The sequence below is a fragment of the Exiguobacterium sp. s83 genome (assembly GCF_018617095.1).
Taxonomy (GTDB): Bacteria; Bacillota; Bacilli; order Exiguobacteriales; family Exiguobacteriaceae; genus Exiguobacterium; species Exiguobacterium profundum.
In genome coordinates, this window is record NZ_JACSJP010000001.1 from 319,325 (window position 1) to 344,540 (window position 25,216).

Consider the following 25,216-nt stretch of genomic DNA (forward strand, 5'->3'; position numbering starts at 1 on the left):
CACTGTAGGCGGGCTTTTTGACTATAGATAAAATTTTTTAGAAAAATCAAAATAAACACTTTGCAAAATTATCAGAATATTGTATTATTGCATCAACGGGATTTTGGTAACAAATACTGTCAGAAGAAATGACTGAATTTTCTACCATCATTCACTTCGTTAAAACGAAAAAATCAGGGGGTCATCGCAATGAATAAGAAAAAAGGTTTTGCTTTAGCATCATCGGTTACACTTCTATCTAGTGCATTCCTAGCTGCATGTTCGACAGGGGAAGAAGAAACAGGGTCTTCAAATGGATCAGGTTCGGAAGGTTCTGCAGACGAAGCGCAAGTCCTCAACTTGCTCGACGGTTCAGATATTCCTTCACTTAACCCGACACTCGCAACAGATGCTGTATCGTTCAACGTCTTAAACAACGTTAACGAAGGTCTCTACCGTATGGACAAAGAAGACAACCCGACTCCGGGTATGGCTGAAGACCACAAAGTTTCAGAGGACGGGAAAACGTACACGTTCAAAATCCGTGAAGGCGCGACTTGGTCAAACGGGGAGCCTGTCACAGCGAACGACTTCGAATACGCTTGGAAAGAAGTACTCAACCCAGATAACGCATCACAATATGCATACGTTATGTCAATCATCGAAGGCGCAGAAGCGTACAACACAGGTGAAGGCGAGCGCGATGCTGTAGGCGTTAAAGCAATCGACGATCAAACACTTGAAGTTAAATTGACAGCACCAGCTGACTACTTCCTCGGATTGACTAGCTTCGGCGTATTCATGCCAAAACTCGAGTCATTCGATAAAGAGCAAGGCGAAAACTTCGGTACATCTGCAGAGACGACTCTCTACAACGGACCGTTCAAACTCGACAGCTGGGAGCGCGAGCAAGGCTGGAAGATGGTCAAGAACGAAGACTATTGGGATGCTGACACAGTTAAACTTGAAGAAATCAACGTTAAAGTCGTTAAAGAAGTTTCAACAGGTGTTAACTTGTATGAAAACGGTGACGTGGACCGTACAGGCTTGACTTCTGAACTCGTTGCTCAATACCAAGACAACGAAGACTTCTCAACTGTCGTTGAACCAACAATCTTCTACCTCCAGTTCAACACGAAAGTGAAAGAACTCGACAACCAAAAAATCCGTAACGCGATTGACCGCGCTTATGACAAAACAGCGATCTCAGAAACACTTCTTGCGAACGGTTCAATCCCTGCAAACTTCTTCGTACCAAAAGACTTCGTAACAGGTCCAGACGGAAAAGACTTCCGTGAAGGCAATGGCGACATCGGTGGCTACAACGTAGAAGAAGCACAAAAACTTTGGGAAGAAGGGCTCAAAGAGCTCGGAACAGACAAAGTTGAACTTGAACTTCTCAACTACGACTCAGAGTCTGCGAAGCAAATCGGTGAGTTCATCAAAGGTGAACTTGAGAAGAACCTTCCAGGTATGAGCGTTTCAATCAAGCAACAACCATTCAACAACAAACTTGACCTTGAAAACAAAGGGGACTTCGAGTTTACGTTCGCTGGTTGGGGCCCTGACTATCAAGATCCAATGACATTCGTTGATCTCTTCGTCACAGACGGACCATACAACCGTGGTAAATGGTCGAACGAAGAGTTCGATAAACTCATTGCTGATGCGAAAGCAAGCACAGACCCAGCTGAGCGTTGGAAGCAATTGCAAGATGCAGAGAAAATCGTTCTTGAAGAGAACGCAATCTCGCCAGTTTACCAACGTGGATCAGCTCGCCTCACGAAACCTTACGTTAAGGGAATCGTTGAGCACGCATTCGGTGCCGACTACTCTTACAAGTGGGCTTCAATCGAAGGCAAAGAATAATCAAGTCATCTTACGAAGAGAGACAGGGACGCCTGTCTCTCTTTTTATGTACATTTTTTAATACAAAAAAGAACTCTCACATGGAGAGTTCTGTCACAACAAGCTTATTTTTTCACTTTGGCGCGCTTACGACTGAGACCCATCGCTTTTTCAATCTTCGCGAGATTCTTATTTGCGACGGCTTCAGCTTTCGCACGACCGGCATCAAGAATTTCATCGAGTTCTGGAGAGTCGAGCAATTCGTGATAACGAGCTTGAATTGGTTCAAGTAGAGCAACAACCGCTTCCGCCACATCTTGTTTGAACGTCCCATAGTTCGAGTTCTCATATTGTTTGACGAGATCATCGATTGGGGTCCCTGTCGAAAGCGAGTAAATTTCCAACAAGTTCGAAATCCCCGGTTTATTCTCCCGATCAAATGAGATGACACCACTCGAATCTGTGACGGCACTCTTGATTTTCTTGCGGATGACATTCGGCTCGTCGAGCATCGAGATATATCCTTTGGCATTCGAATCCGATTTCGACATCTTCTTCACGGGATTCGTGAGAGACATGATCCGTGCGCCTTCTTTTTGAATGAGTGGTTCCGGCATCGTGAATGTCTCGTAATAACGTTTGTTAAAGCGTTCCGCCAAGTCACGAGTAAGTTCGATGTGTTGCTTTTGGTCGTCTCCGACTGGAACGAGTTCCGTATTGTATAACAAAATATCAGAAGCCATGAGCGTCGGGTAGACGAACAACCCTGCGCCTACATTCTCGCTGCCTTGCGACTTGTCTTTATACTGCGTCATACGACCGAGCTCGCCCATGCCGGCGATACAAGTTAACATCCAACCGAGTTGAGCGTGTGCTTTTACTTCAGACTGTACGAAAATCGTCGCTTTCTCCGGGTCGAGACCGGACGCGAGATAAAGTGCTGCTAATTTTCGCGTGTTGTTCATGAGCTCGACACGGTCGAGTTGAACAGTAATTGAATGTAAATCGACGATACAATAATAGGCATTGTTGTCGTCTTGTAGGTCGACGAATTGTTTCATCGCGCCAAGGTAGTTCCCGAGCGTCACGACGCCGGTCGGTTTGATTCCTGAAAAAATCGTTGCCATGTGAATACACCTCCGAAAAATATAAAAAACCGCAGTCGTCCTCCCGAATAAATCGGGACGAATAACCGCGGTGCCACCCAAATTTGCATATACTATGCCACTTGAACGCGTTAACGGGCGTGAACCGTCTCGCCATACTTTTTGTTCAGGCGAGCCACTCCGAAGTCCATTCATTCAATAACTTTTCATCTACTCACAGCACCGTAGACTCTCTGAGGAAAAGGGGAATTGAATTACTTGTCTTCATCCAAGTGTTCTTATTCTGCATTTAGTTTAGCACAGGATTCAAGTGACGAAAAGATTAAATCAAAGCGACGAGAAATGAGAGAGCGATACTTCCAACTCCGACATACACCCAGTTCCAAGCCGATTGTTTACGGAGTTGTCGATCTTCCGGATCTTCTTCCTCATCCTCTTCGTAATCGGCATCAATTTCCTTCAACCTTGCGCGTCGATTGCGTTTAAATCCGTACATGATTCCGTCAAATAGACCGGATGCACTCATATGGGAGAACATCCCGATGGCAAAGATGAGTATACCTGATACAAATAAGCCACCACTTAAGTGAAACGTGAAAGATTCACTTAGGAAATAGGAAAAAATCGACCAAACGGTATAGAGAAGTGTGACAATTCCCCAAACAAAAAATATACTTCGAAACTTTTTCAACGATGTAATCTCCTTTCAATCGATAAAAGAAATGTGTCAACATTCCGTGTTTCTTCTATGATACTAGGAACGTAGGGCATAAAGCGAGTAAGAAAATGATGTCGAATGATAGCGGTTCATTCAATAGTTGACAGTTTCATTAAAAATTTCTTACAATAGCCCTAACGTTCTTTCGTCGAATACTTTATGAAATATTCAGAAAATTAAAGAAAAAGTAAGATGTTTATTCGACGATCGGCTAGCTTTTCAAAATGAAAGGGGAAATCGCAATGAAGAAAAAATCGATTTTGCTCATGATGACGATCATCTTGGCACTCGGTTCAGTTCTCGCGGCTTGTTCGACAGGCGGAGACTCTGATGGCGGCAGTTCTTCTTCAAACGGAGAAAAAGTTCTTCGTTTGACGGATACGTCAGATATCACAACAGCCGATCCGGCTCTTGCTACAGACGCGGTCGCATTCAACTTGATCGCCAACACAATGGAAGGTCTTTACCGTCTTGATAAAGATGGAAATGCCGTCCCGGCACTTGCTGAAGGCGAACCAGAAGTAAACGAAGACGAAACGGTTTACACGTTCAAACTTCGTGATGCTGAATGGTCAAACGGGGAACCGGTCACAGCAAACGACTTTGTTTACGCTTGGCAACGAGCTGTTGATCCTGCAACAGGCTCACAGTACGCTTACATCATGAACACAGTTAAAAACGCTGAAGCAATCAACACTGGTGACACACCAAAAGAAGAGCTTGGCGTAAAAGCAATCGATGAGAAGACACTCGAAGTTACACTCGAGCGTCCAGACCCATCATTCCTTTCACTTACTTCGTTCGGTACATTCACTCCGATCAACGAAGCATTCGCTACAGAAAAAGGTGAAGACTTCACGACTGGTCCTGAAAACCTTCTTTATAACGGACCGTTCACATGGACTAAATGGGATCGTGAACAAGGCTATGTCTTAACGAAAAACGAATCATATTGGGATGCAGAAAATGTTGCTCTCGACTCAGTTGATGTGAAAGTTGTTAAAGAAACATCTACAGTCGTGAACTTGTATGAAGCGGGCGATGTCGACTATGCTGGTCTCGCATCAGAACAAGTCGCAGCATTCCAAGAAGATGAAGATTACAACACAGGTCTTCGTTCTGCAGTTGGTTACTTCAAGTTTAACCATGAAGATGAACTTTTCTCTGATGTAAATGCACGTAAAGCAATCGCACGTGCAGTCGACCCATCAGGAATTATCGATCAGCTCTTGAACAACGGTTCAGTAGCAACGACGTCATTCATCCCGAAAGACTTCATCAAGTATGAAGACGGAACGGATTATACAGAAGGCGTGGAATACTTCAAAACAAACACTGAAGAAGCTGCTTCACTTTGGGAAGAAGTAACCGGTGGAGAAGCAACAACAATCGAACTCCTCTCGTTCGACAGTGAAGTATCGAAACAAATCTCTGAGTACATGAAAGGTCAAATCGAGTCGAACTTGCCGAACGTAACGGTTGAGATCGCTCAACAACCTTTCAACAACAAACTTGAGCGTGAAGCAAAAGGGGACTACCAAATGTCATTCGCACTTTGGGGACCTGACTACCAAGATCCGCTTACGAACCTTGGTATCTTCACTTCAGACAATGGACAAAACGACATCAACTACTCGTCATCTGAGTATGACAAGTTGATTGATGAGGCATCTGCTGAAACAAGCATCGATGCACGTTACGACTTGTTCAAAGAAGCTGAAGCTCTCTTGATTGAACAAGATCAAGCAATCATGCCTATCTACCAAGCTGGTGTGGCATACTTGATCCGTCCAAACGTCGAGAACTTCAACCGTCAATTATTTGGTGCTGATTACCAGTACAAATACGTTGATATTAAGTAATGGAAGGAGGGGGCATGCTAACCGCATGTCCCCAATTTTCTAAAAAATTCTAGCGAAGTATGAGAAAATACTGTTCAAATGTTTTGTTGGTAAAGTATAATGTAGTAACAGTGAAAATTCAGAATAATCTCTGAAAAGAATTTTCTTTATTTTCAGTCGCTGTACTAAGAGCCTTGAGATGACGTATAAGCTATTCTTTCAGAAAATTCCTTTCATTTTGTGAATTTGAAAAATAGGTCATATGTCATAGTGATGCTGTTGGTGCAAGTAGTAGAAAGAATTAGACAAAACAGGGGGTTTTTATTCATGGGACGTTATATCCTACAACGGCTGACTTACGGCCTCATCACGTTCTTCTTGATTGCCACGTTCACGTTCTTCCTGATGGACCTGCTCCCAGGTTCGCCTTATCAGAACCAGGAAAAACTGACAGAATCACAAATTCAATTGTTGAATGACCGCTACGGACTCAATGATCCGCTTCCGGTCCGCTATGCGACGTACATTGGAAACATGCTACAAGGTGACCTTGGCGTATCGTTCCGTACGGCTAACCGTCCAGTAACTGAGTTGATTATGGAACGTATCGGTCCATCGGCACAATTAGGGGTTCAGGCATTAGTACTTGGAACTCTATTAGGTGTATTGTTGGGTGTTGTTGCGGCGATTCGTCACAATACGGCAATTGACTATGGTGCAATGTTCGTATCGGTAATCGGGATTTCCGTCCCATCGTTCGTCTTTGCAGCCCTCCTTCAGTACTATGTTGGAGTTAAATTACAGTTGCTCCCGGTAGCATTCTGGGAATCACCAGCTCATACGATTTTACCAACCATCTCGTTATCGCTCGGGGTTACGGCATCAATTGCCCGTTTCGTCCGAACCGAGATGTTAGAAGTAACCGGACAAGACTATGTCACGCTCGCGAAAGCGAAAGGGTTGACGGGTAACGCCATCGTATGGAAACACATGGTACGCAACGCGATGATCCCAGCGATCACGATTCTTGGACCGATGACAGCTGGACTTTTAACGGGTACATTCGTTATCGAGAAAATTTTCGCAGTACCTGGTCTTGGAGAATTGTTCGTTACGTCAATCACGTTGAATGATTACTCTGTCATCATGGGCACGACACTCTTCTTCTCGGCCCTCTTCATTATTATCATTTTACTTGTCGACTTGCTCTATGGGGTTGTGGACCCACGTATTCGTCTTGGGGGGAATAACTGATGATTGAAAACAAAAAGAATTACGAACAGTTCGACCAAGACATGTTCACACCAGTTGAAATGAATGAACAGCTTGGTGAGCGGATTGCCGGAAAAAGTTTGAACTTTTGGCAAGATGCATGGATGCGCCTAAAGAAAAACAAGGCGGCTATCATCTCGCTCTCGATTATTTTAATTCTCGTCGCACTCGCTTTGTTTGGACCGATGCTCTCAAGCCGAGATGCATACGAACAGAACATCTCGCAAGCAAAACTACCGCCTAAAGTCACTGGACTTGAATGGGCTGGATTTGATGGGTTGGCAACACTTGGAGGTCGTGAAATCGACTTCTACGAACAGAAGAATGTAGAAGAAAACTTCTGGTTTGGTACCGATTATCTCGGTCGTGATCTTTGGTCGCGGATTTGGGAAGGGACACGAATCTCCCTCTTCATCGGTTTAGTCGCAGCCATCATCGATACAATCATTGGAGTCGCGTACGGTGGTATTTCAGCTTACTTCGGTGGACGTACGGATAACATCATGCAACGTATTGTTGAAATCTTGACAGGTGTACCTAACTTGATTTTGATCATCTTGTTCATCTTGATCTTTGACCCAGGTGTCTTCACCATCATCCTTGCCATGGCCATCACCGGTTGGATTGGGATGAGTCGACTCGTTCGAGGGCAGATTCTTAAACTCAAAAACCAAGAGTTCGTCTTGGCAGCTCGTACACTCGGTGCTTCAAGTGGACGCTTGATTTTCAAACATTTAATTCCGAACACATTGGGTGCTATTATCATCACACTCATGTTCACGATTCCATCTGCTATTTTCTTCGAGGCATTCCTCAGCTTTATCGGAATCGGGCTTCAACCACCACAGGCATCACTTGGTACGTTGATCAACGATGGATACAAAGAACTACGGACATTCCCGTTCCTTCTTATTATCCCGTCTGTCATCATCGTCTTGCTTATGGTCAGCTTCAACTTGCTTGCTGACGGTTTGCGTGATGCGTTCGATCCGAAAATGCGTAAATAAAAAAGAAAGAGGGGGACTCGTGCATGGAAACGATTTTATCAGTCCGAGACTTAGAGGTCTCGTTCCACACATATGCAGGAACAGTTCAGGCTGTTCGTGGTGTTTCGTTTGATTTGAAAAAAGGCGAGACGCTCGCCATCGTAGGAGAATCGGGTTCAGGTAAATCCGTTACTTCTAAGGCAATTATGCGTCTCATTCCGAACCCTCCAGGTGAAATCACGAACGGAGAAATCATGTTCGAAGGAAAAGACTTGGCGAAACTTTCGGAAAAAGAAATGCTTAAAATTCGTGGTCGCGACATCGCAATGATTTTCCAAGACCCGATGACATCGCTCAACCCGACGATGACGATTTACAAGCAAATCGCAGAAGGGTTGAAACAGCACCAAGGGTTAACGGGTGAGGATGCGAAGAAACGTACGCTCGAACTGTTGACACTTGTAGGGATTCCAAACCCTGAAGCACGCTTGAAACAGTATCCACACCAACTTTCTGGTGGGATGCGCCAACGGATCGTTATTGCGATCGCACTCGCTTGTAACCCAAAAGTGTTGATTGCCGATGAACCGACAACAGCACTCGACGTAACGATTCAAGCGCAGATTCTTGAACTGTTAAAAGACATTCAGCAAAAGACTGGCACAGCGATTATCTTCATCACGCACGACCTTGGCGTTGTTGCGAACATGGCTGACCGTGTTGCTGTTATGTATGCGGGACGTCTCGTTGAAAAAGGAACGGTTGATGAAATTTTCTACGAACCACGTCACCCATACACATGGGGGCTTCTCGGTTCGATGCCGCGTCCGACGGATGACCGCAATGAAGCGTTACCGGCAATCCCGGGTACGCCTCCGAACTTGCTCGATCCTCCAAAAGGGGATGCGTTCGCACCGCGTAATCCATACGCGATGAAGATTGATTTTGAGAAAGAGCCACCGATGTTCCAAGTAAGTGATACACACTTTGCTTCAAGTTGGTTGTTACACCCACAAGCACCAGCGGTTAATCCGCCACGTGCGATTCGTGAACTCGCTCTCAAATATCGTCCAGACAGTGCGTTCGCAAAATCGTTTACGAAAGGTGGTGCTGAATAATGGAACGCGAGAAATTACTCGAGGTAAAAAACCTGAAGCAGCACTTTAAAATTGGTCGTGGCCGTGTTGTCAAAGCGGTCGACGGGATCTCATTCGATATTTACAAAGGTGAAGTGCTTGGGCTCGTAGGTGAGTCTGGTTGTGGGAAGTCAACGACAGGACGTACGATTATCGGTCTCTACGACGCGACGGATGGTGATGTCGTGTTCAAAGGCGAAAACGTCCACGATAAAAAATCGAAGGCAGACAAGTTGAAATTCAACCGTGCGATGCAAATGATTTTCCAAGATCCATACGCTTCGCTCAATCCGCGTATGACAGTCGCCGATATCATTGCAGAAGGAATCGATATTCACGGTCTTGCGAAGACGAAAGAAGACCGCATGAATCGCGTATATGACCTTCTTGAAACAGTTGGTTTGACAAAAGAGCACGCAAGCCGTTATCCACATGAATTCTCAGGTGGTCAGCGTCAGCGTATCGGGATTGCCCGTGCTCTTGCGGTTGAACCGGACTTCATCATCGCCGATGAGCCGATCTCAGCACTTGACGTTTCAATTCAAGCCCAGGTCGTCAACTTGATGAAAGAATTGCAACGCGATCGCGATTTGACGTATTTGTTCATCGCCCACGACTTGTCGATGGTTAAATACATCTCTGACCGTATCGGTGTTATGTATCAAGGTCACCTCGTAGAGCTTGCGACAGCAGATCGCCTTTACGAGAACCCAATTCATGCATACACGAAATCGCTCCTTTCAGCGATTCCGCTTCCGGACCCGGAGCATGAACGTACACGTAAGCGGATCGTATACGAGTCAACATCAAAAGGTCCAGTCGGCCGTTCAGATGAAGATTCAAGTATCCCGCCACTTCGCGAAGTTGAGCCGGGGCACTATGTCTCGCTCACAGACGAAGAGTACGAAGCGTATAAAGCGCAACTCGTATAACGAAATCAATCCTGACTCATTTATTGAGTCAGGATTTTTTTTGCACAAAAAAATCACCTATTAAAGTAGGTGACTGATTATCCGTTCGAGATGCGTGGTAAATTAGAAAGACGTTCCACGATGGCGTCGATTTGACGGACGCGAGCTAACGCATCTTCAATTTCCATTGTCTCGTAATGATGAAGACCGCCTGGCTGCTCCACATACGTGTCAGCGTCATGGACGAGCTGTTGAAGTGGAGTTCGTTGAATACGACTCGGTGGTAGGTAGGAATCCGTGTGCAAGAGAATCATGACAGAAATCTCTTTTGCTCGGGCTGGATCTTCCCCTAAACGAATCAATAATTTGTGGGCGCGTTCGGCCCCCTTGATCGCATGGATATCGTTCTGACGATACAAATCATAATTCCATTTACCTTCTGTATACCATTCATAGTGTCCGATATCATGAAGAAGCGCAGCTTTCGTCGCCAAATCTGTATCAAGACCACGTTTCGTTGCCATTTCGAGAGCGCGTTCACTGACGTCGACCGCATGTTTTAAGCCAGATCGAGTTAAATATTTTTGGGTAACCGGATGTTTCATAATCGTTTCTAAAGTGATTCTCATCATCGCTCTCCTCCTTTAAAATAAAAAGGTTATTTCTATAAACTATACAGGTTTCTTCAATTCATTGCAAATGATATCCGTTTAAATTTGAGATGAACGTGTAAGAATGATTCACATTTCACAAACGAGTGTGCTATAATTTAAATGTAGATATAGTGCAACTTCAAGATTTTTAGAATCGGTAATGCTCGGTCGGTTCCTTACGCTGTATGGGGGTGAGAGGCCATGAAAGAACGTGACAAAGTTCTGCGAGAGAAAAAGAGACTTTTGAAAGAAGTATTGAAGAAAAAGTTGAAAGACTTACAAGTCAAGCCAGGGAAAGAGACGGTGTCTCAACCGGTTTCTCGAATCCCTGCGTCTTAAGTTAGGTCGTTCAAGGTCGCATTCAACGAATGCGCCCTCTTTTCATATCTGATTGATAAAGAATATCATTGAAGTTTTGATAAATAAGAATTACTATAATTAAGTGGATGCGAATTTGGGTATACAAATAGAGTCACTTAAAAAGATGGACGCATACTCGATCAGGGAGGAAGAAAAATGGTCACACTTTATACGTCTCCAAGCTGTACATCTTGCCGAAAGGCACGGGCTTGGCTCGAAGAACATGATATCCCGTTTACAGAACGAAATATATTTTCAGAACCGCTCTCATTGAATGAGATTAAACAAATTTTACGTATGACGGAAGACGGGACGGATGAAATCATTTCGACTCGCTCGAAAGTCTTCTCTAAAATCGATGTGTCTGTTGATGCGCTATCTCTTCAACAGCTTTACGATTTGATTCAAGAATATCCAGGTCTTTTACGTCGTCCGATTCTGATTGATGAGAAACGTTTACAGGTCGGATATAACGAAGATGAGATTCGTCGATTCTTGCCACGTAAAGTTCGGACGTTCCAATTACAGGAAGCCCAGCGACTTGTGAATGAATGAGAGCATACTGTTTAAGCAGTGTGCTTTTTATTATCGATTATTTCCTATAAAATAAAGTTATAACCCTTCATCTAGATTGAACGATGTTAAAAAGGGTACAAAGATAACAAGACAATTTCCCCTCTCCTCCTTATGTGAATTGGGAGCGAGGTGAGAAGGGAGTGGACAATCGTGAAAATTGAGCGCATCAATGATAATACCGTCAAATTTTTCATCACATACGTGGATATCGAAAAACGTGGTTTTGCTCGTGATGAAATTTGGTACAACCGAGAACGTGGCGAGCAGCTGTTCTGGCAAATGATGGACGAGGCTCACGAACGTGAAGACATCTCGTTTGATGGTCCACTATGGATTCAAGTACAAGCTTTTGAAAAAGGTCTAGAAGTGACTGTGACAATCGCGAAAAATGTAATGGACACGGAAGACGATTCTGAACTCGGTTCGCTTCTTCGATCAGCAATCGATGAGGCACGGGATCAACAATCGGTACTCGACCAATTGAGTGAGTTGGATGAACTTGAAGCCGAGGCAGATGCTTGGGCACCACTCGCGATGGAAACAAATGATTTCGAGGCAATCATTTCGCTGAGTAAACGTACAGGAGACATGTTCAGCGATCTTGATTTGAAACTATACCATTATCAAGACCGTTACTACTTGTGGATTGATTTCCCGGATGAAACGGAACCGGAAGACGAAGAGAATGCACTCAGTCTTTTAGCAGAATATTTAACATTCAGCACACAGACGCAACCGATGCTTGAAGAGTATGGAAAACTCATTCTCGATGGCGACGTCTTTGCGAAAGTGCGTCACTATTTCTAATGACACATCGCCTGTTCAGTTGGACAGGCGATTTTTTCAAATCGACGGTAAAGAGGTGTTGGTATGGTGAGACGAATTCGATTACTACTTGATGACAGTGCATGGTTTGTCCCATTTTTATACGGAACGGGTGGCATCGTATTAACGGCATTAACCCAAGTGTTTGGGGATTTCTTTCGTGATTTATTACCAGGCTTTATTTATTTAGACCTGGACTCAGCGGCGTCTGTGTTGTCTTCGACATTTACGAGCCTGATGACGATGATGACGTTCAGTTTTTCCACGATTCTGGTCGTATTGACAACGTATTCCTCTCAGTTCTCTCCCCGGACAATCAATAACTTTTTGACGAACACGTCGGCCAAGCATACGCTCGGTCTTTTCATCATGACGACGGTTTATGGAATTTCGAACCTATTCCTCGTCCGTACGGCAGATGAAGGCGTCGTGTTGTCGTCCGGGATCAGTGTGCTCTTAGTTATTGGTTCGATTTGGGCATTCGTCAAGTTCATCCAGACGATCAGTGTTTCGATTCAGGCGGAACGTCTATTATCCGCGTTACATAAAGAAGCGCTCTCCGTCATCAGCGAGCAAAAAGATGCGATTGAGTCGGATGAGGTTCATCTCGTCTTGCCTCGATCTGTCCATTCATTGGAAGGTCAAGCGGTACGAGCTCCGCAAACGGGGTACATCCGATTGTTTTTAAGAGAGAAACAAGGAGATCATGAAACGGACTTTGAGTCCGTCGTAGCCGTCGGGGATTTCGTTGCCAAAGGTGATTTACTCGGGTTTTGGAAAGGCGAGGACGCACCGGATATCGAGTTATTTGAGATTGGGGAAGTGCGTTCTTCGATGCAAGAACCGTCATTTGCGATTGAAAAATTGAGTGAGATTGCGCTAAGAGGAATCTCTCCAGGAATCAATGATCCGAACACCGCAATTCATGCGATTCATTACATCGGGGATATTTTAAGAGAACTTTGTGAATTACCAGATGGTGATTTTTTGTATTCGAACGGGAAGTCTGACTGGCATGTGAAACGAAAAACGCTTGAGACGATTCTATTTGAATCGCTATCGCCGATGCAGACTTATGCGAGCCGAGATATCTTTGTGATGGGGTCCGTGTTTGAAGCGATTCGAATGGCGCGCCTTCAAGCGCATGAAACGCTCGATTCGACCTTTGAGGACATGATTCAATATTTTGTGGATGTGATTGATTGGGATCGTCTTCATGTGAAAGAACAGAACTATTTACACAATAAGATCAATCGGGCCAAAAAGATGACGACATGAGTAGAGACCACCTGTTCAAAAGAAGAGGTGGTCTCTGTTCAAGACAATGTATATCCGCCATCGACTGTGATGGCTTGGCCGTTAATGTAAGTTGAAGCATCAGTCAATAAAAATTCTACGACCGGCGCTACTTCCTCAGGGAGGGCGGCATGTCCCCGGAAATGGTGAGTCATCGCCTCTTTAAACTTCGCTTCACCACCGTATAACTTGTGACTAAGAGGTGTATCAATCGGTCCAAAACAAACGGCATTGAATCTTACTTTTCCTTTCATTCGGTGCGCGAACGTTTTGGTTAAGGCCACTACGGCCGCTTTTGAAGCGGCATAGTGCGCGAGCATCGGAGGGAACTTGACGTGCCCGACGATGGCGGCATTGTTGACGACACTCGCTCCTTGGTCAAACAAGGGAATGGCGTGTTGTGTGACGGTGTTCAGCGCATACAGGTTGACCTCGAACACCTCAGTATACGACTCATGTGTCAAACGCTCAGGGGTACCCGGTCTGCCGAATGTGGCAGCGTTATTGAATAATCCGTTCAAGGTCACACCTTGTTCTTTCAATTGAGAGAAAAGATGGTCGATGTCCTCTATCGAAGCAAGGTCACTTCGAATGAATGTGGCTTGTCCATTTGAATCAGACTCGAGAGCGGCGCCTCTTGTTTCATCCCGACCGATCCCGATGACACGGTGCCCCTTACCAGTCAACTGCAAAGCGACGGCGCGACCAATCCCACTTGTCGCACCGGTGATCAGAAAAGTCCCCATAATTCATTCGCTCCCCTCAAAAAGATGACGTTACGATGTATAATTAATGATAATACATGACAGAAACGAGGTCAGCTTATAATATGTTGCGACGCATACAAGTACTCTTTTCCCTCATTTTGCTCGCAGGACTCATTGCGATATTATCGTATTACTGGAGCTCACAAGTAATCGGATTGTTCTCGATTCTCGTCTTTTTGACAACGTTCAGCATATTGCTCGTCATCTTACTTGAAAATCGAAATCCACAACGTACGCTCATTTGGGCAATTGTCATGATTGGTTTTCCGGTCATCGGATTATTCGCATACTTTGTATTCGGTCAGAACTATCGCCGTAAACGAATGTTCAAAGAAAAAGCGATGCTTGATGAAGAGACGTACTTGGCCTATCGTCAGAAAGCGATGACGTTATCGCCGTCCCTCATGTTCGCCCACGACGATTACGAGAAGCTGATGCATTTGACTTCTTCGTTGAACCAGCTACCGGTCTCATCGAATACGTATACGCAAATCTTGACGAACGGCCGTGAAAAATTTTCGAAGTTATTGCCGGCTCTGAAAGGAGCGTCCCGACACATCCATCTAGAGTATTATATTTTCCGGGAAGATCGCATTTCTCGGGAAATACAGCGGATCTTGATCGAAAAAGCGAAGGCGGGGATCGAAGTCCGATTTTTGTATGATGCCGTCGGGTCCATTCATACGAGCGGCACGTTCTTTGAAGAGATGAAGCAAGCCGGTGTCCAAGTCCAGGCGTTCTTTCCAGTTGTATTGCCACTCGTTTCAAGTAAGACGAACTATCGAAACCACCGAAAAATCGTGGTCATCGATGGTACGGAGGCATTCACAGGTGGCTTGAATGTAGGGGATGAGTACTTGGGTGAGCACTCTAAGTTCGGGTTTTGGCGCGACACCCATCTGTATGTCAGAGGAGAAGGGGTATCTGAACTACAATTGATTTTCTTGCAAGATTGGTATTACATGACTGGGGAACGCCTGTTCACACCGTTCTATCTAGAGCCGCTTGAAACGGTAAGAAGTGCGAGCGGAGGGGTTCAAATCGTTGCGAGTGGACCGGATGAACCGTATGAGACGATGAAGTCCATTTACTTTTCACTCATCAATGCTGCGAAAAAATCTGTCTACATTTCGTCACCTTACTTGATTCCGGATGAGGACATTATGAGTGCCTTAAAGACGGCATCATTATCAGGAATTGATGTCCGCATCGTCTTACCGAGTTATCCCGACCATAAAATCGTGTTCTACGCGAGTCGGTCCTATTACGAAGAACTGTTACTCGCCGGGGTAAAGATCTATCTATATGAGAAGGGATTCATGCATTCGAAAGTCATCGTGGTGGATGATGGATTAGCCACGATTGGGACGGCGAACATGGATTTTCGGAGCTTTCATTTGAACTTCGAGGTCAATGCGCTCCTCTATAACACGAACTCAGTCCATCAACTGAAACAAGACTTATATGATGATTTCGAAGGGTCTCACGAACTCGTATTAGAAGAGTTCGCGAAACGGTCATTCTTTATCAAACTCGTTGAATCATTAGCCAGAATGTTTTCACCATTGCTATGAGGAGGGAGCAAGATGCGGTTTGCAATCGATCGGGAAGGGGATATCATTGATTCCTTTACATTAAATCGGATGCAAGCAGAGCAACTTGCTCCTTTTCGATGTCCGACTTGTCAGGAAGTATTGATTGTGAAGCAAGGTGTGAAGCGACGGCTACATTTTGCGCATATCCACACCTGTGGGAGGGCTGAATCGGTCACGCACCATCAGGATAAATGGGCGGTGTGCCAGTGGCTTCAAGAGAAAGGCTATCCAGTCGAGCAAGAAGTGACGATTAAGAATCGTCGGGCTGACATCCTCACGAACATGGACGGGCAGCACACCGTGTTCGAAATTCAGGCATCTCCCTTGCGACCGGAAGAATACGCCGAGCGAACGATTGATTATCGACGAGCGGGGCTTGATGTCATTTGGATTGCGAGCGGTCTCGATTTGAGAAGCAATCAATCGTTTCAACCATGGATGCGTCTAGAAATGTTTCAGAGACATCGGTTGTTGACGGTGAGAAATGGGAGATTGTTACGCTTCAATGGATTTCCGATTTCGATTAAGTACGGAATCGGAAGCTGGGAAATCTCATCATCCGTGAACACGTCACCGTACGAAGCTTACTACCGGTTCGATGCTTTTGAATGGACAGAGATGATTCGTCGTAAACGGATGTCGCCTCTTTACCCATCTCCGTTAAATCGACGGCTCATATTGAATCGGCTCTATCCACTTGGTCTGTTACCCGCATTATTACCGACCGCCTGTTACCTTCCGCTATCATCGCTTTGGGGAATTCGTGTGCATCCGATTGATTTTCAAACCGTTCTTTATTTGAATCGCTACGAGTCACCTCACGATTCCGTGGAATGGAGTATTCAAAAAACGTGTCGACAATTTGGGGTGACACCGACAAGCGACTTTTCCCAGTCATTTCATGTACAATGGAAACAACTCTTGAATGCGAGTCGTCTATCCTGTGATGTCAGGTCATGGCCGCATCCGAAGCATTACGAGGAGGCCAGACATCACGATACACGTTTGTTTCAAGGACTTCAGCGATTGATCTTACAATCGACTAAATCATCGAAAAGGAAGTGGACGTATGTCAGAGGTATTGACTAGACAACAAGTTCCAGTGGAAGAAACGTGGAACTTAGAGACCATCTACAGCAATGACGAGGCTTGGGAATCGGATTTTCAAGCGTTAAAAGAGAAAGTACCGGAATTGATTGGATTTAAAGGACGCCTTGGGGAGTCGGCGGAGACGTTATACGAAGCGTTGCAACTTCGGGACGATCTCTCACGTCAGTTACATAAGCTATATACATATGCGCATATGCGCTATGATGAAGATACGGCGAATAGCCATTATCAAGCATTGAATGATCGTGCCGGCTCACTTGCTTCTCAAGTTTCAGCGCAACTCGCGTTTATGACACCTGAGTTGCTTTCGATTGATGAGAATCAGATTGAAGCCTTCATGGAGCAGAATGAGTCACTTCGCGTTTATCGTCATGCATTCGATGAGTTGGCACTTGAGCGTCCGCACGTATTGACAGAGGCAGAAGAAGCCATTTTGGCACAAGCCGGAGATGTGCTCGGTCAATCGAGCTCGACGTTCGGTATGCTCAACAACGCGGATTTGAAATTCCCGAAAGTGAAAAATGAAAAAGGGGAAGAAGTCGAGTTGACGCACGGTCGATATATCACGTTCCTTGAATCGGCTGACCGAAGCGTCCGCGAAGGGGCATTTAAAGCGATGTACGGGACGTACGCGCAATATTTGAATACGTTCTCCTCGACATTGTCAGGAAGTGTGAAGAAAGATAACTTCTATGCGACTGTGCGTAAATTTGAAAGTGCAAGACAGTCCGCACTCCACCATAATGCGATTCCGGAGTCTGTATACGACGGCCTTGTAGAAGCAGTGAACGAACGACTCGACTTGTTACATCGTTATGTCGCGTTACGTAAGCGAGCGCTCGGCTTAGATGAGTTGCATATGTATGACCTCTACACACCGCTCGTCAAAGATGTCGAGATGAAAGTGTCATATGAGGAAGCGAAACAATGGATGGTAGATGGTTTGGCACCACTCGGAGAAGAGTACGTCCAAATTGTCAAAGACGGTCTCGAGTCGCGTTGGGTCGATGTGCGAGAGACGCGTGGTAAGCGTAGCGGTGCTTACTCCTCGGGAGCGTACGATACGCAACCGTTCATCCTCATGAACTGGCAAGATAACGTCAATAACTTGTTCACGCTCGCACACGAGTTCGGACACTCTGTGCATAGTCATTACACACGCACATCGCAACCATATCCGTATGGCGATTACTCAATCTTCGTTGCAGAAGTGGCGTCGACGACGAACGAAGCTTTGTTGAATGACCATTTGTTGAAAACGAGAACAGCGAAAGAGGAGCGTCTCTACTTGCTGAACAATCAGCTTGAAACGTTCCGTGGAACATTGTTCCGTCAAACGATGTTCGCTGAATTCGAACACATGATTCATCAAGCTGCTCAAGAAGGCGTATCGCTCACTCCGGAGTACTTAAATGAAACGTACCTCGAGTTGAACAAACGCTATTTCGGAGACGAGATTGTCATCGATGAAGAGATTTCATATGAGTGGGCGCGCATCCCACACTTCTATTACAACTACTACGTCTATCAATATGCGACAGGGATTTCGGCATCTGCTGCACTGTCACAACAGATCATGGAAGAAGGGGAGCCAGCCGTACGTCGTTATATCGATAACTTCTTGAAGGCGGGTTCTAGTGACTATCCGATTGAGGTGCTGAAGGCGGCTGGTGTCGATATGACAACGAAGGAGCCGGTATTGAAGGCGCTCGATCAGTTCGAGGCAGTTCTTGATGAAATGGAATCATTATTGTTCTCGTGAACAATATGTGACAATGTGCACAAAGAGGTTGTCATGTGATTCTGTTCTAGGTATATTATAAGTGTGAAATCAATCACAAACCCCTTTATTGACCGTAAACTTTCTCCCATCTTGTAGGCCTTCCCCGGGCCTCAAGGTTCGATGTCTCTTGTCCCCGCTTGAGACGTCAAAAACCCCATGGCTCCCCGGCCATGGGGTTCTTTTTTATTTCGTTTGAGCCCACGCTTCACCGCTACATCCTGGCACAGGACGGCAACGCTGTTGCAGGGAGAGCTTCTTCAATTCGCGTTCAATCACTGTCTTCTCCATGTCTAGAATGTACGATAGCTCTGTGATGGTCGAAGCATCATAGCGTGCCAACACTTTGGCTACATCCCAATCGGTCGTACGGCTCGGTGCATAACCTAACAATTCAGTCATGACCGATTGATAGACATCGTACGGATATACCCCTTCAATCTTCAATGCTTCATCGCGCGTCACGAACGTGAGTGCGGGCAATGACTCAATCTCCCAATCTTTCAACACTTGATGGTCGACAGCTAATGCATTCAAGAGCTGGTTCGATTGAAGATCGGCTTCAAGTTCACTTAAATCAAGGCCATACTCTTCGAAAGAACGTGCAATTTCCCATAAATCGATTGAACCAAGTTGTTCACCAGAGAATAGATCATTCACATGCAAATGACGCAAGAAGCGCATCGCATGACGTTTCCCTTGTAATTCCAGCGCTTTGATCATGGTGAGAAGGCGAACTTCTTCCTGACATCCGCCAACACAGCTAGGAACGGTAGAGACCATTCGAAAACGAATCACATGTCCGTATTCAATCTCTAACTTTTTGATCAGTGTCATCACGTGAAAGTTCTCAGGACTTGAGATGTCCATAAAATAGAATAACTCCAATGGCTTATACGTTACTTGAATAGGAGTTTCTTCCAGTGAACAGGATGACCCATTACATTGTTCAAGTTCCATTTGTGTCGCCTCCTCTCGTCAAAAAACTCATTTAACTTTGTAAACTCATTGTAGCAACGAAAAAAAAAGGTTGGCAATGTATCTGCTCAACCTTCCAACCGACTCATTTTTAATTCCATGAATCGGACGATTTTATTTTTGGCGGGACGATAGGGGAGACCGTGTTTTGCAAGAAGTCCTTCGAACGCACGTTTTCCCTCTTCTTCATTCGTCACTTCAAATTCTATTTCATAGTCGCTCGTCTCCAAATAATGGCTTTCGTCCAAAACGAGTAGACCGTCTTCTATCTGTAACTCTGCCCGATTCGTCTCAAGTCGACCGAGGTGTTCGAGTGGTGCATTCAGCTGGAACGGGGCCAGTGCCTGTTTCATTTGCTCGTCATGAATGATACCGTACTTAAACAGATCCTCAGCCTCATCTTCTGTAATAGTGGCATGTGTCTCAAGCAATCCGACCTCGTTTGGTTGCTTCAACGTCAGCACTTGACCTTGATTCTTCTCGCGAATTCGAAGTGCCGCCCCGTTCGCTTTTAGCTGAAAGGAAGGGGTATCGAAATAGTCATTCGCTTGCCAACGAACCTGATCATCAAGCTGATAGGCACGTAGGAGTGTCTCATATTCGTCTTTCGTCAACATTGATTTAAATTCAATTTCCACTTCTTGGGTCATGAATCATCGCTCCATTCTATGAACAATTGTTCGTTTATGATACCATACAAACGGATACATACGGAAAGGACGCGTTTTTTCCGGAAAAGAACGAAAGTGGTGACAGCGTATGCAATCAGTGAACTGGGATCAGTTTTTAGTGCCGTATCAAATTGCGGTAGACGAGTTGAAAGTCAAATTGAAAGCCGTTCGTAAGCAGTTCAAATCCCAAAATGACCATTCTCCGATTGAATTTGTCACAGGTCGAGTGAAACCGGTCGGGAGCATTCTTGAGAAAGCGAAACGAAAGAATATCGCTGACCATGAATTGGCGACGGATATGCAAGATATAGCAGGATTACGAATCATGTGCCAATTTGTCGATGATATCGTTCACGTCTTGGATTTGCTACATCGTCGAACAGATTTTAAAATAGTGGAAGAACGGAATTACATTACCCATCAGAAAGATTCGGGTTATCGATCGTATCATGTCATCATCGAGTACCCGGTCCAAACGATTCACGGTGAAATCCCGACGCTCGTGGAAGTGCAAATCCGCACGCTTGCGATGAATTTCTGGGCCACGATCGAGCATTCATTGAATTATAAATATGATGGCGACATGCCTCTTGAAGTGCAGGAACGATTGAGACGCGCAGCCGAGGCGGCCTTTTTACTCGATGCCGAGATGAGCCAACTCCGCGTTGAAATTCAGGATGCCCAGCAAGTGTTTCGGGATAAAGAGATGAACGTGAAAACGGATGAAGACTAGGGGGAAACCGATATGCAGTTTGCGATTGTATCGAGGGGAGATACGCGATCAGCGGAAATCGCCCAGGAACTGACTGAAAAACTTCAAGCCGCCGGACATACATTATCGGAAGAACCCCGAATCGTAGTATCGGTCGGAGGGGACGGGACGATGTTACAGGCGTTTCATAAATACATCGACCGACTCGATGAAACGCTACTTGTCGGGATTCATACCGGGCATCTCGGCTTTTATGCCGATTGGCAGCCGGATGAGTTGGATGAACTGACGGAGATGATCACGAGTGAATCGTTCGAGCCAGTCTCCTATCCGCTCGTTGAAGTGCTCATTGACTATGAGAACGGAGAGACCGATCGTCGATTGGCGATGAATGACTGTACGATTAAGAACTACAAGCGAACGCTCGTCTGTGATTTATCGATTCGAGACGATTACTTTGAAACGTTCCGTGGAGATGGGTTATGTATTTCGACACCATCGGGTTCGACCGCCTATAATAAGGCACTCGGTGGAGCGATCGTTCACCCATCGATCGAAGCCATTCAAGTGACCGAGATGGCTTCGATCAACAACCTAGTGTATCGAACGATTGGCGCACCGCTTCTCTTACCAAAACACCATCAAGTGAAAATCAAGCCGCACACGAAAACCGAATTTGAATTGGCGTTTGACCATCAGGAAGCGTTGTCCTGGTCGGATGTCGTCTCGATTCGATGCGCGGTCGCAAAAGAAAAAGTGACGTTCGCTCGTTTCCGGCCCTTCCCATTCTGGCGCCGAGTTCGCGAATCGTTCATCGAGGAAGGAAAGTAACGAATGCAAGGGTTTACGATTCGTCGCGTTGTGGAGAAAGCCATCCCACTTCGCGACTTTTTAATGCAAGATATGGGCATTTCTCGAAAGATGCTCACGCTCGTGAAGCATGAAGGCGATATTGAAGTGAATGGCATGCACCGCACCGTAAGGCATGAACTCGAACCAGGAGATGAAGTAATCGTCCGATTCCCGCCCGAATCCCCATCACTCGACATGGTCGCTTCGGAAAGACCGATTCGAATTCTGTATGAAGACGATACGCTGTTGGCGGTCGATAAACCGGCAGGGATTGCCACGATCCCATCACGACTACATCCGACCGATACACTTGCGAACGCTGTACTTGGCTATTATCAACGCATCGGTCTGTCATCTGCGATTCATGTGATCAATCGACTCGATCGTGACACGAGCGGTGTCGTCTTATTTGCAAAGTACGGATTCATCCATCATCGATTCAGCGAACTTCAGAAAGCGAATGGATTGATGCGTACGTATAAGGCATTGGTCGAAAAAGAAGTGACGCCACAAACGATTGATGCACCGATCGGGCGTGCCGAGAACTCGATTATGGAGCGAGTCGTGACAACTGAGGGACAACGCGCCATCACGCACATCCTCGCATGTCAGCCGTTTGGGAGCGGCTCGTTATTGACGATTCGACTCGAGACGGGACGGACCCATCAGATTCGCGTGCATTTGCGCCATATCGGTCATCCGCTCATTGGGGACTCTATGTATGGGGGGACGGCTCGTATGCCCCGTCACGCCCTTCACAGCGCGTCTGCGCGATTCATTCACCCGATGACAGGAGATACGATTCAGATTGAGGCGCCGATTCCGGAAGATTTTCGAACTATATAAAGAAATCCCTCAAGGTTAGACCTTGAGGGATTTTGTCAATCATCATCAAACATATAGGTTTTTGATTTAGAGGCAACGTTCATGACGAGACCGATGGCAATCATGTTCATGATAATCCCTGTCCCCCCGTAACTGATGAACGGAAGGGTGAGTCCAGTGATTGGCAAGACACCGATCGTCATACCGATGTTTTGGAACACCTGGAACGTGAACATGGCGATAACGCCGGTGACGATATAACTTCCGAACGCGCTACTAGACTCTAATGCAATGTGAATCATCCGATAGAGGAATAGGAAGAAGACGATGATCACGAGAGCTGCGCCGATGAACCCATAGTGTTCTGCGATAACAGCAAAAATGAAGTCCGTGTGAGATTCCGGTAAATAGACGAGGCCCTGGCCGTATCCCACTCCGAACATCTGTCCAGAACCGATCGCCTGTAGCGATTTGATCAATTGGAATGCCAAGTCATCTGAATATTCGTATGGATATATCCAGGCCTGGAAGCGGTTGAGGGCGTGTCCAGGTACGAATGCTTGCAAGACTTCGAAATGGGCAAAGAACAGATACATGAACGTGCCGATGGTCAAAGCCGCGGCGCTGAAGAGACCGAGAAGCCACTTCCAACCGATTCCCGAGACGATGATGATGGCGCCGAGCATCGTCATCAAGACGAGCCCGGTCCCTAAGTCCGGTTGTGTCACAATCAGACCGAGCGGCGGGATGGCCACTAATACCAGTTTCACGAGGAGCCACGTATCGAGTTGTGACGAGCCATAACGTTTATTGTGCTCGTAGACGATAGTCGACATGGAAATCAATAAAAAGAGCTTCATGAATTCGGCCGGCTGGAAACTGAATCCAGGTACGTTATACCATCCATATGCCCCATTGATGTTCGGTACGAGCGACGTGTCACGAAGCGGAATCAGACCGACGAGCAGAAGTAGACCGAATGCGTATAAGTACCAATGGATTTTCCGGAGTTGCTCATATTCGATCGTCATGATTGCGAACATCGCAAAAAAGCCGATGACATAACGAATGCCTTGTTCAAGAGCGAAGTTGATATGTTGAAGTCGCGTTGGCAACATCGGTTGAGCGGTATAGATTGCACCGAGACTGATGATCATCAATAGGAAGACGATGGTCAACAGTGTCGTATCTAAACTTTTAAAATATGATTGTATACGGTTCATAATGGAGTCGAATCACCCTTTCTATACGTATTTTATCTTACCGCAACTTAAAAAAATCGCAATACGTAACGAGTCGGTTGACAAAACAGAAACCTTTCTGTAATCTGAGAACAGATATTATCACCAGGTACTAAAAAAGGGGAGTTTATGATGTCAATTTTTCCAACATTAACGAATAAAACGTACGTCGTCATGGGGATTGCGAACAAGCGCTCGATTGCATGGGCCATTGCCAAAATGCTTGATGAAGCAGGGGCGAAGCTCGTGTTAACGTATGCGGCAGAACGATTCAAATCGGGTCTCGAGTCACTCGCAAGTGAGTTGAAGCAAGAAGCGATTCTACTTGAGTGTGATGTGACGAATGACGAAGCGATTGATTCAACATTCCGTTCGATTCACGAACAAGCGGGTGAGATTCAAGGAATCGCGCATTCGATCGCGTTTGCTGACAAAGAAGCATTGCGTGGTGAGTTCTCAGAAATGACACGTGGTCAGTTCGCACAGGCGTTAGACATCTCAGCATATAGTTTGACGGCAGTTGTGAAAGCGGCGAAGCCTTACTTCGCACAAGACGCCTCGGTGATCACACTAACTTACCTCGGCGGCGAGCGTGTCGTTCCGAACTACAACTTGATGGGTGTCGCTAAAGCGGCCCTTGATTCGAGCGTCAAGTATTTGGCGAACGAATACGGTCCCCACGGTGTGCGTGTCAACGCCATTTCAGCTGGTCCGATTCGTACATTGTCAGCCAAAGGGGTCGGCGATTTCAACAGTATCCTTTCTGAACTTGAACAGAAGGCGCCGTTACGTCGAAACGTTTCGGCAGAAGAAGTGGCTTCGACAGGTCTCTTCCTCCTCTCGGGAATGGGAAGCGGCGTGACCGGCGAAGTTATTCACGTAGATAGCGGATACCATATTTTATAAGTTTGGGGAATGGCGCAGTGATGCGCCATTTTTGTATTACCTCGTGAATAAATCGGGTAAGGACCTATGAAGGAGGTCAGATCATGGGTCCTTATCAGATTGATTTTACTGTCGTGCAATACGTCAACCGACAAGTCCAGCCATCAGGTCGAGCGAGCATCGAACCGGTGACACGAATCAAGCGTGTCCAACGAATCCGACCTCGACGTGAAGAATGGCTTGAAGAAGAGCAAGAAAAAAACCCCGGTCGCTATGTCGACCGGAGCATATAA

The 25,216-nt window shown here is 45.9% G+C and carries 25 protein-coding genes and 1 other annotated feature; of the genes, 18 read left to right on the top strand and 7 right to left on the bottom strand.

The features are described from left to right. Positions 1 to 189 precede the first annotated feature (189 nt). Complete coding sequence (locus tag KNO73_RS01610) at positions 190 to 1,848, top strand: peptide ABC transporter substrate-binding protein (protein ID WP_214684583.1); 1,659 nt, start codon at positions 190 to 192, stop codon at positions 1,846 to 1,848. Between the two features lie 104 nt (positions 1,849 to 1,952). Here KNO73_RS01610 and trpS read toward each other — a convergent pair whose 3' ends face one another. Together trpS and KNO73_RS01620 are read right to left on the bottom strand one after the other, a co-directional pair. Further along, positions 1,953 to 2,954 carry a tryptophan--tRNA ligase gene (gene trpS, locus KNO73_RS01615; protein WP_214684582.1) on the bottom strand — a complete coding sequence of 334 codons (1,002 nt, stop codon included), beginning with the start codon at positions 2,952 to 2,954 and terminating at the stop codon, positions 1,953 to 1,955. A 50-nt stretch (positions 2,955 to 3,004) separates the two neighbouring features. Next, positions 3,005 to 3,213, bottom strand: a binding site (T-box leader). Positions 3,214 to 3,255: 42 nt separating this feature from the next. After that, the gene (locus KNO73_RS01620; protein ID WP_078146600.1) at positions 3,256 to 3,624 is read right to left on the bottom strand and encodes a DUF3899 domain-containing protein; all 369 of its coding nucleotides are present in this window, start codon (positions 3,622 to 3,624) and stop codon (positions 3,256 to 3,258) included. A 269-nt stretch (positions 3,625 to 3,893) separates the two neighbouring features. Here KNO73_RS01620 and KNO73_RS01625 point away from each other — a divergent pair, with 269 nt between their 5' ends. The 5 genes from KNO73_RS01625 to KNO73_RS01645 all read left to right on the top strand — a co-directional run bounded on the left by KNO73_RS01625 (position 3,894) and on the right by KNO73_RS01645 (position 9,818). Continuing rightward, on the top strand, positions 3,894 to 5,513 hold the full coding sequence (locus tag KNO73_RS01625; protein ID WP_078146601.1) for a peptide ABC transporter substrate-binding protein: 1,620 nt from the start codon (positions 3,894 to 3,896) through the stop codon (positions 5,511 to 5,513). A 306-nt stretch (positions 5,514 to 5,819) separates the two neighbouring features. Continuing rightward, on the top strand, positions 5,820 to 6,746 hold the full coding sequence (gene opp3b, locus KNO73_RS01630; protein ID WP_078146602.1) for an oligopeptide ABC transporter permease: 927 nt from the start codon (positions 5,820 to 5,822) through the stop codon (positions 6,744 to 6,746). Further along, a complete protein-coding gene (gene opp3C, locus KNO73_RS01635; protein WP_078146603.1) occupies positions 6,746 to 7,771 on the top strand; it encodes an oligopeptide ABC transporter permease in 1,026 nt (341 codons plus the stop codon). The genes opp3b and opp3C overlap by 1 nt, the downstream gene beginning before the upstream one ends. Positions 7,772 to 7,794: 23 nt before the next feature. Continuing rightward, a complete protein-coding gene (locus KNO73_RS01640; protein ID WP_015881213.1) occupies positions 7,795 to 8,868 on the top strand; it encodes an ABC transporter ATP-binding protein in 1,074 nt (357 codons plus the stop codon). After that, positions 8,868 to 9,818: an ABC transporter ATP-binding protein gene (locus tag KNO73_RS01645; RefSeq protein ID WP_015881214.1), complete on the top strand. Its 951-nt coding sequence runs from the start codon at positions 8,868 to 8,870 to the stop codon at positions 9,816 to 9,818. Before KNO73_RS01640 ends, KNO73_RS01645 begins: the two co-directional genes overlap by 1 nt. Positions 9,819 to 9,895: 77 nt before the next feature. Here KNO73_RS01645 and KNO73_RS01650 read toward each other — a convergent pair whose 3' ends face one another. Continuing rightward, the gene (locus KNO73_RS01650) at positions 9,896 to 10,429 is read right to left on the bottom strand and encodes an HD domain-containing protein (RefSeq protein ID WP_215111974.1); all 534 of its coding nucleotides are present in this window, start codon (positions 10,427 to 10,429) and stop codon (positions 9,896 to 9,898) included. 222 nt (positions 10,430 to 10,651) lie between these two features. Here KNO73_RS01650 and KNO73_RS01655 point away from each other — a divergent pair, with 222 nt between their 5' ends. The 4 genes from KNO73_RS01655 to KNO73_RS01670 all read left to right on the top strand — a co-directional run bounded on the left by KNO73_RS01655 (position 10,652) and on the right by KNO73_RS01670 (position 13,489). Beyond that, positions 10,652 to 10,789 carry a hypothetical protein gene (locus KNO73_RS01655; RefSeq protein WP_015881216.1) on the top strand — a complete coding sequence of 46 codons (138 nt, stop codon included), beginning with the start codon at positions 10,652 to 10,654 and terminating at the stop codon, positions 10,787 to 10,789. Between the two features lie 177 nt (positions 10,790 to 10,966). Beyond that, complete coding sequence (gene spxA / locus KNO73_RS01660) at positions 10,967 to 11,365, top strand: transcriptional regulator SpxA (RefSeq protein WP_015881217.1); 399 nt, start codon at positions 10,967 to 10,969, stop codon at positions 11,363 to 11,365. A gap of 171 nt (positions 11,366 to 11,536) precedes the next feature. After that, positions 11,537 to 12,193, top strand: coding sequence for an adaptor protein MecA (gene mecA / locus KNO73_RS01665; RefSeq protein ID WP_215111975.1), 657 nt, complete (start codon positions 11,537 to 11,539; stop codon positions 12,191 to 12,193). Between the two features lie 63 nt (positions 12,194 to 12,256). Next, positions 12,257 to 13,489: a DUF2254 domain-containing protein gene (locus KNO73_RS01670; RefSeq protein ID WP_215111976.1), complete on the top strand. Its 1,233-nt coding sequence runs from the start codon at positions 12,257 to 12,259 to the stop codon at positions 13,487 to 13,489. A 38-nt stretch (positions 13,490 to 13,527) separates the two neighbouring features. On the opposite strand, the gene KNO73_RS01675 is transcribed toward KNO73_RS01670, so the two are convergent. Beyond that, positions 13,528 to 14,253, bottom strand: coding sequence for an SDR family NAD(P)-dependent oxidoreductase (locus KNO73_RS01675; protein WP_214813891.1), 726 nt, complete (start codon positions 14,251 to 14,253; stop codon positions 13,528 to 13,530). Positions 14,254 to 14,336: 83 nt separating this feature from the next. On the opposite strand from KNO73_RS01675, the gene cls reads away from it, so the two are divergent. From cls to pepF, 3 genes are read left to right on the top strand one after another with little or no spacing between them, the layout of a single operon-like run. Continuing rightward, on the top strand, positions 14,337 to 15,848 hold the full coding sequence (cls, locus tag KNO73_RS01680; protein ID WP_215111977.1) for a cardiolipin synthase: 1,512 nt from the start codon (positions 14,337 to 14,339) through the stop codon (positions 15,846 to 15,848). A 12-nt stretch (positions 15,849 to 15,860) separates the two neighbouring features. Further along, entirely contained in the window at positions 15,861 to 16,958 is a 1,098-nt protein-coding gene (locus tag KNO73_RS01685; protein ID WP_214730892.1) for a competence protein CoiA, read from the top strand. Further along, entirely contained in the window at positions 16,939 to 18,741 is a 1,803-nt protein-coding gene (gene pepF, locus KNO73_RS01690; protein ID WP_214812122.1) for an oligoendopeptidase F, read from the top strand. Before KNO73_RS01685 ends, pepF begins: the two co-directional genes overlap by 20 nt. Positions 18,742 to 18,945: 204 nt before the next feature. Here the strand turns inward: pepF and KNO73_RS01695 are convergent, their stop codons facing one another. Both KNO73_RS01695 and KNO73_RS01700 read right to left on the bottom strand, forming a co-directional pair. Further along, complete coding sequence (locus tag KNO73_RS01695; protein ID WP_214817399.1) at positions 18,946 to 19,719, bottom strand: DsbA family protein; 774 nt, start codon at positions 19,717 to 19,719, stop codon at positions 18,946 to 18,948. 86 nt (positions 19,720 to 19,805) lie between these two features. Next, complete coding sequence (locus tag KNO73_RS01700; RefSeq protein ID WP_215111978.1) at positions 19,806 to 20,387, bottom strand: CYTH domain-containing protein; 582 nt, start codon at positions 20,385 to 20,387, stop codon at positions 19,806 to 19,808. 109 nt (positions 20,388 to 20,496) lie between these two features. Here KNO73_RS01700 and yjbM point away from each other — a divergent pair, with 109 nt between their 5' ends. The 3 genes from yjbM to KNO73_RS01715 are packed head-to-tail and all read left to right on the top strand — an operon-like array spanning position 20,497 to position 22,818. Next, on the top strand, positions 20,497 to 21,141 hold the full coding sequence (yjbM, locus tag KNO73_RS01705; protein WP_015881226.1) for a GTP diphosphokinase: 645 nt from the start codon (positions 20,497 to 20,499) through the stop codon (positions 21,139 to 21,141). 12 nt (positions 21,142 to 21,153) lie between these two features. Then, on the top strand, positions 21,154 to 21,951 hold the full coding sequence (locus tag KNO73_RS01710; RefSeq protein ID WP_015881227.1) for an NAD kinase: 798 nt from the start codon (positions 21,154 to 21,156) through the stop codon (positions 21,949 to 21,951). A 3-nt stretch (positions 21,952 to 21,954) separates the two neighbouring features. Beyond that, entirely contained in the window at positions 21,955 to 22,818 is an 864-nt protein-coding gene (locus KNO73_RS01715) for an RluA family pseudouridine synthase (protein ID WP_214812128.1), read from the top strand. A gap of 35 nt (positions 22,819 to 22,853) precedes the next feature. On the opposite strand, the gene KNO73_RS01720 is transcribed toward KNO73_RS01715, so the two are convergent. Then, positions 22,854 to 24,020: an FtsW/RodA/SpoVE family cell cycle protein gene (locus KNO73_RS01720; protein ID WP_214757156.1), complete on the bottom strand. Its 1,167-nt coding sequence runs from the start codon at positions 24,018 to 24,020 to the stop codon at positions 22,854 to 22,856. A gap of 150 nt (positions 24,021 to 24,170) precedes the next feature. On the opposite strand from KNO73_RS01720, the gene fabI reads away from it, so the two are divergent. Continuing rightward, on the top strand, positions 24,171 to 24,944 hold the full coding sequence (gene fabI, locus KNO73_RS01725) for an enoyl-ACP reductase FabI (RefSeq protein ID WP_215111979.1): 774 nt from the start codon (positions 24,171 to 24,173) through the stop codon (positions 24,942 to 24,944). Positions 24,945 to 25,027: 83 nt separating this feature from the next. Then, positions 25,028 to 25,216 carry a hypothetical protein gene (locus KNO73_RS01730; protein WP_015881231.1) on the top strand — a complete coding sequence of 63 codons (189 nt, stop codon included), beginning with the start codon at positions 25,028 to 25,030 and terminating at the stop codon, positions 25,214 to 25,216.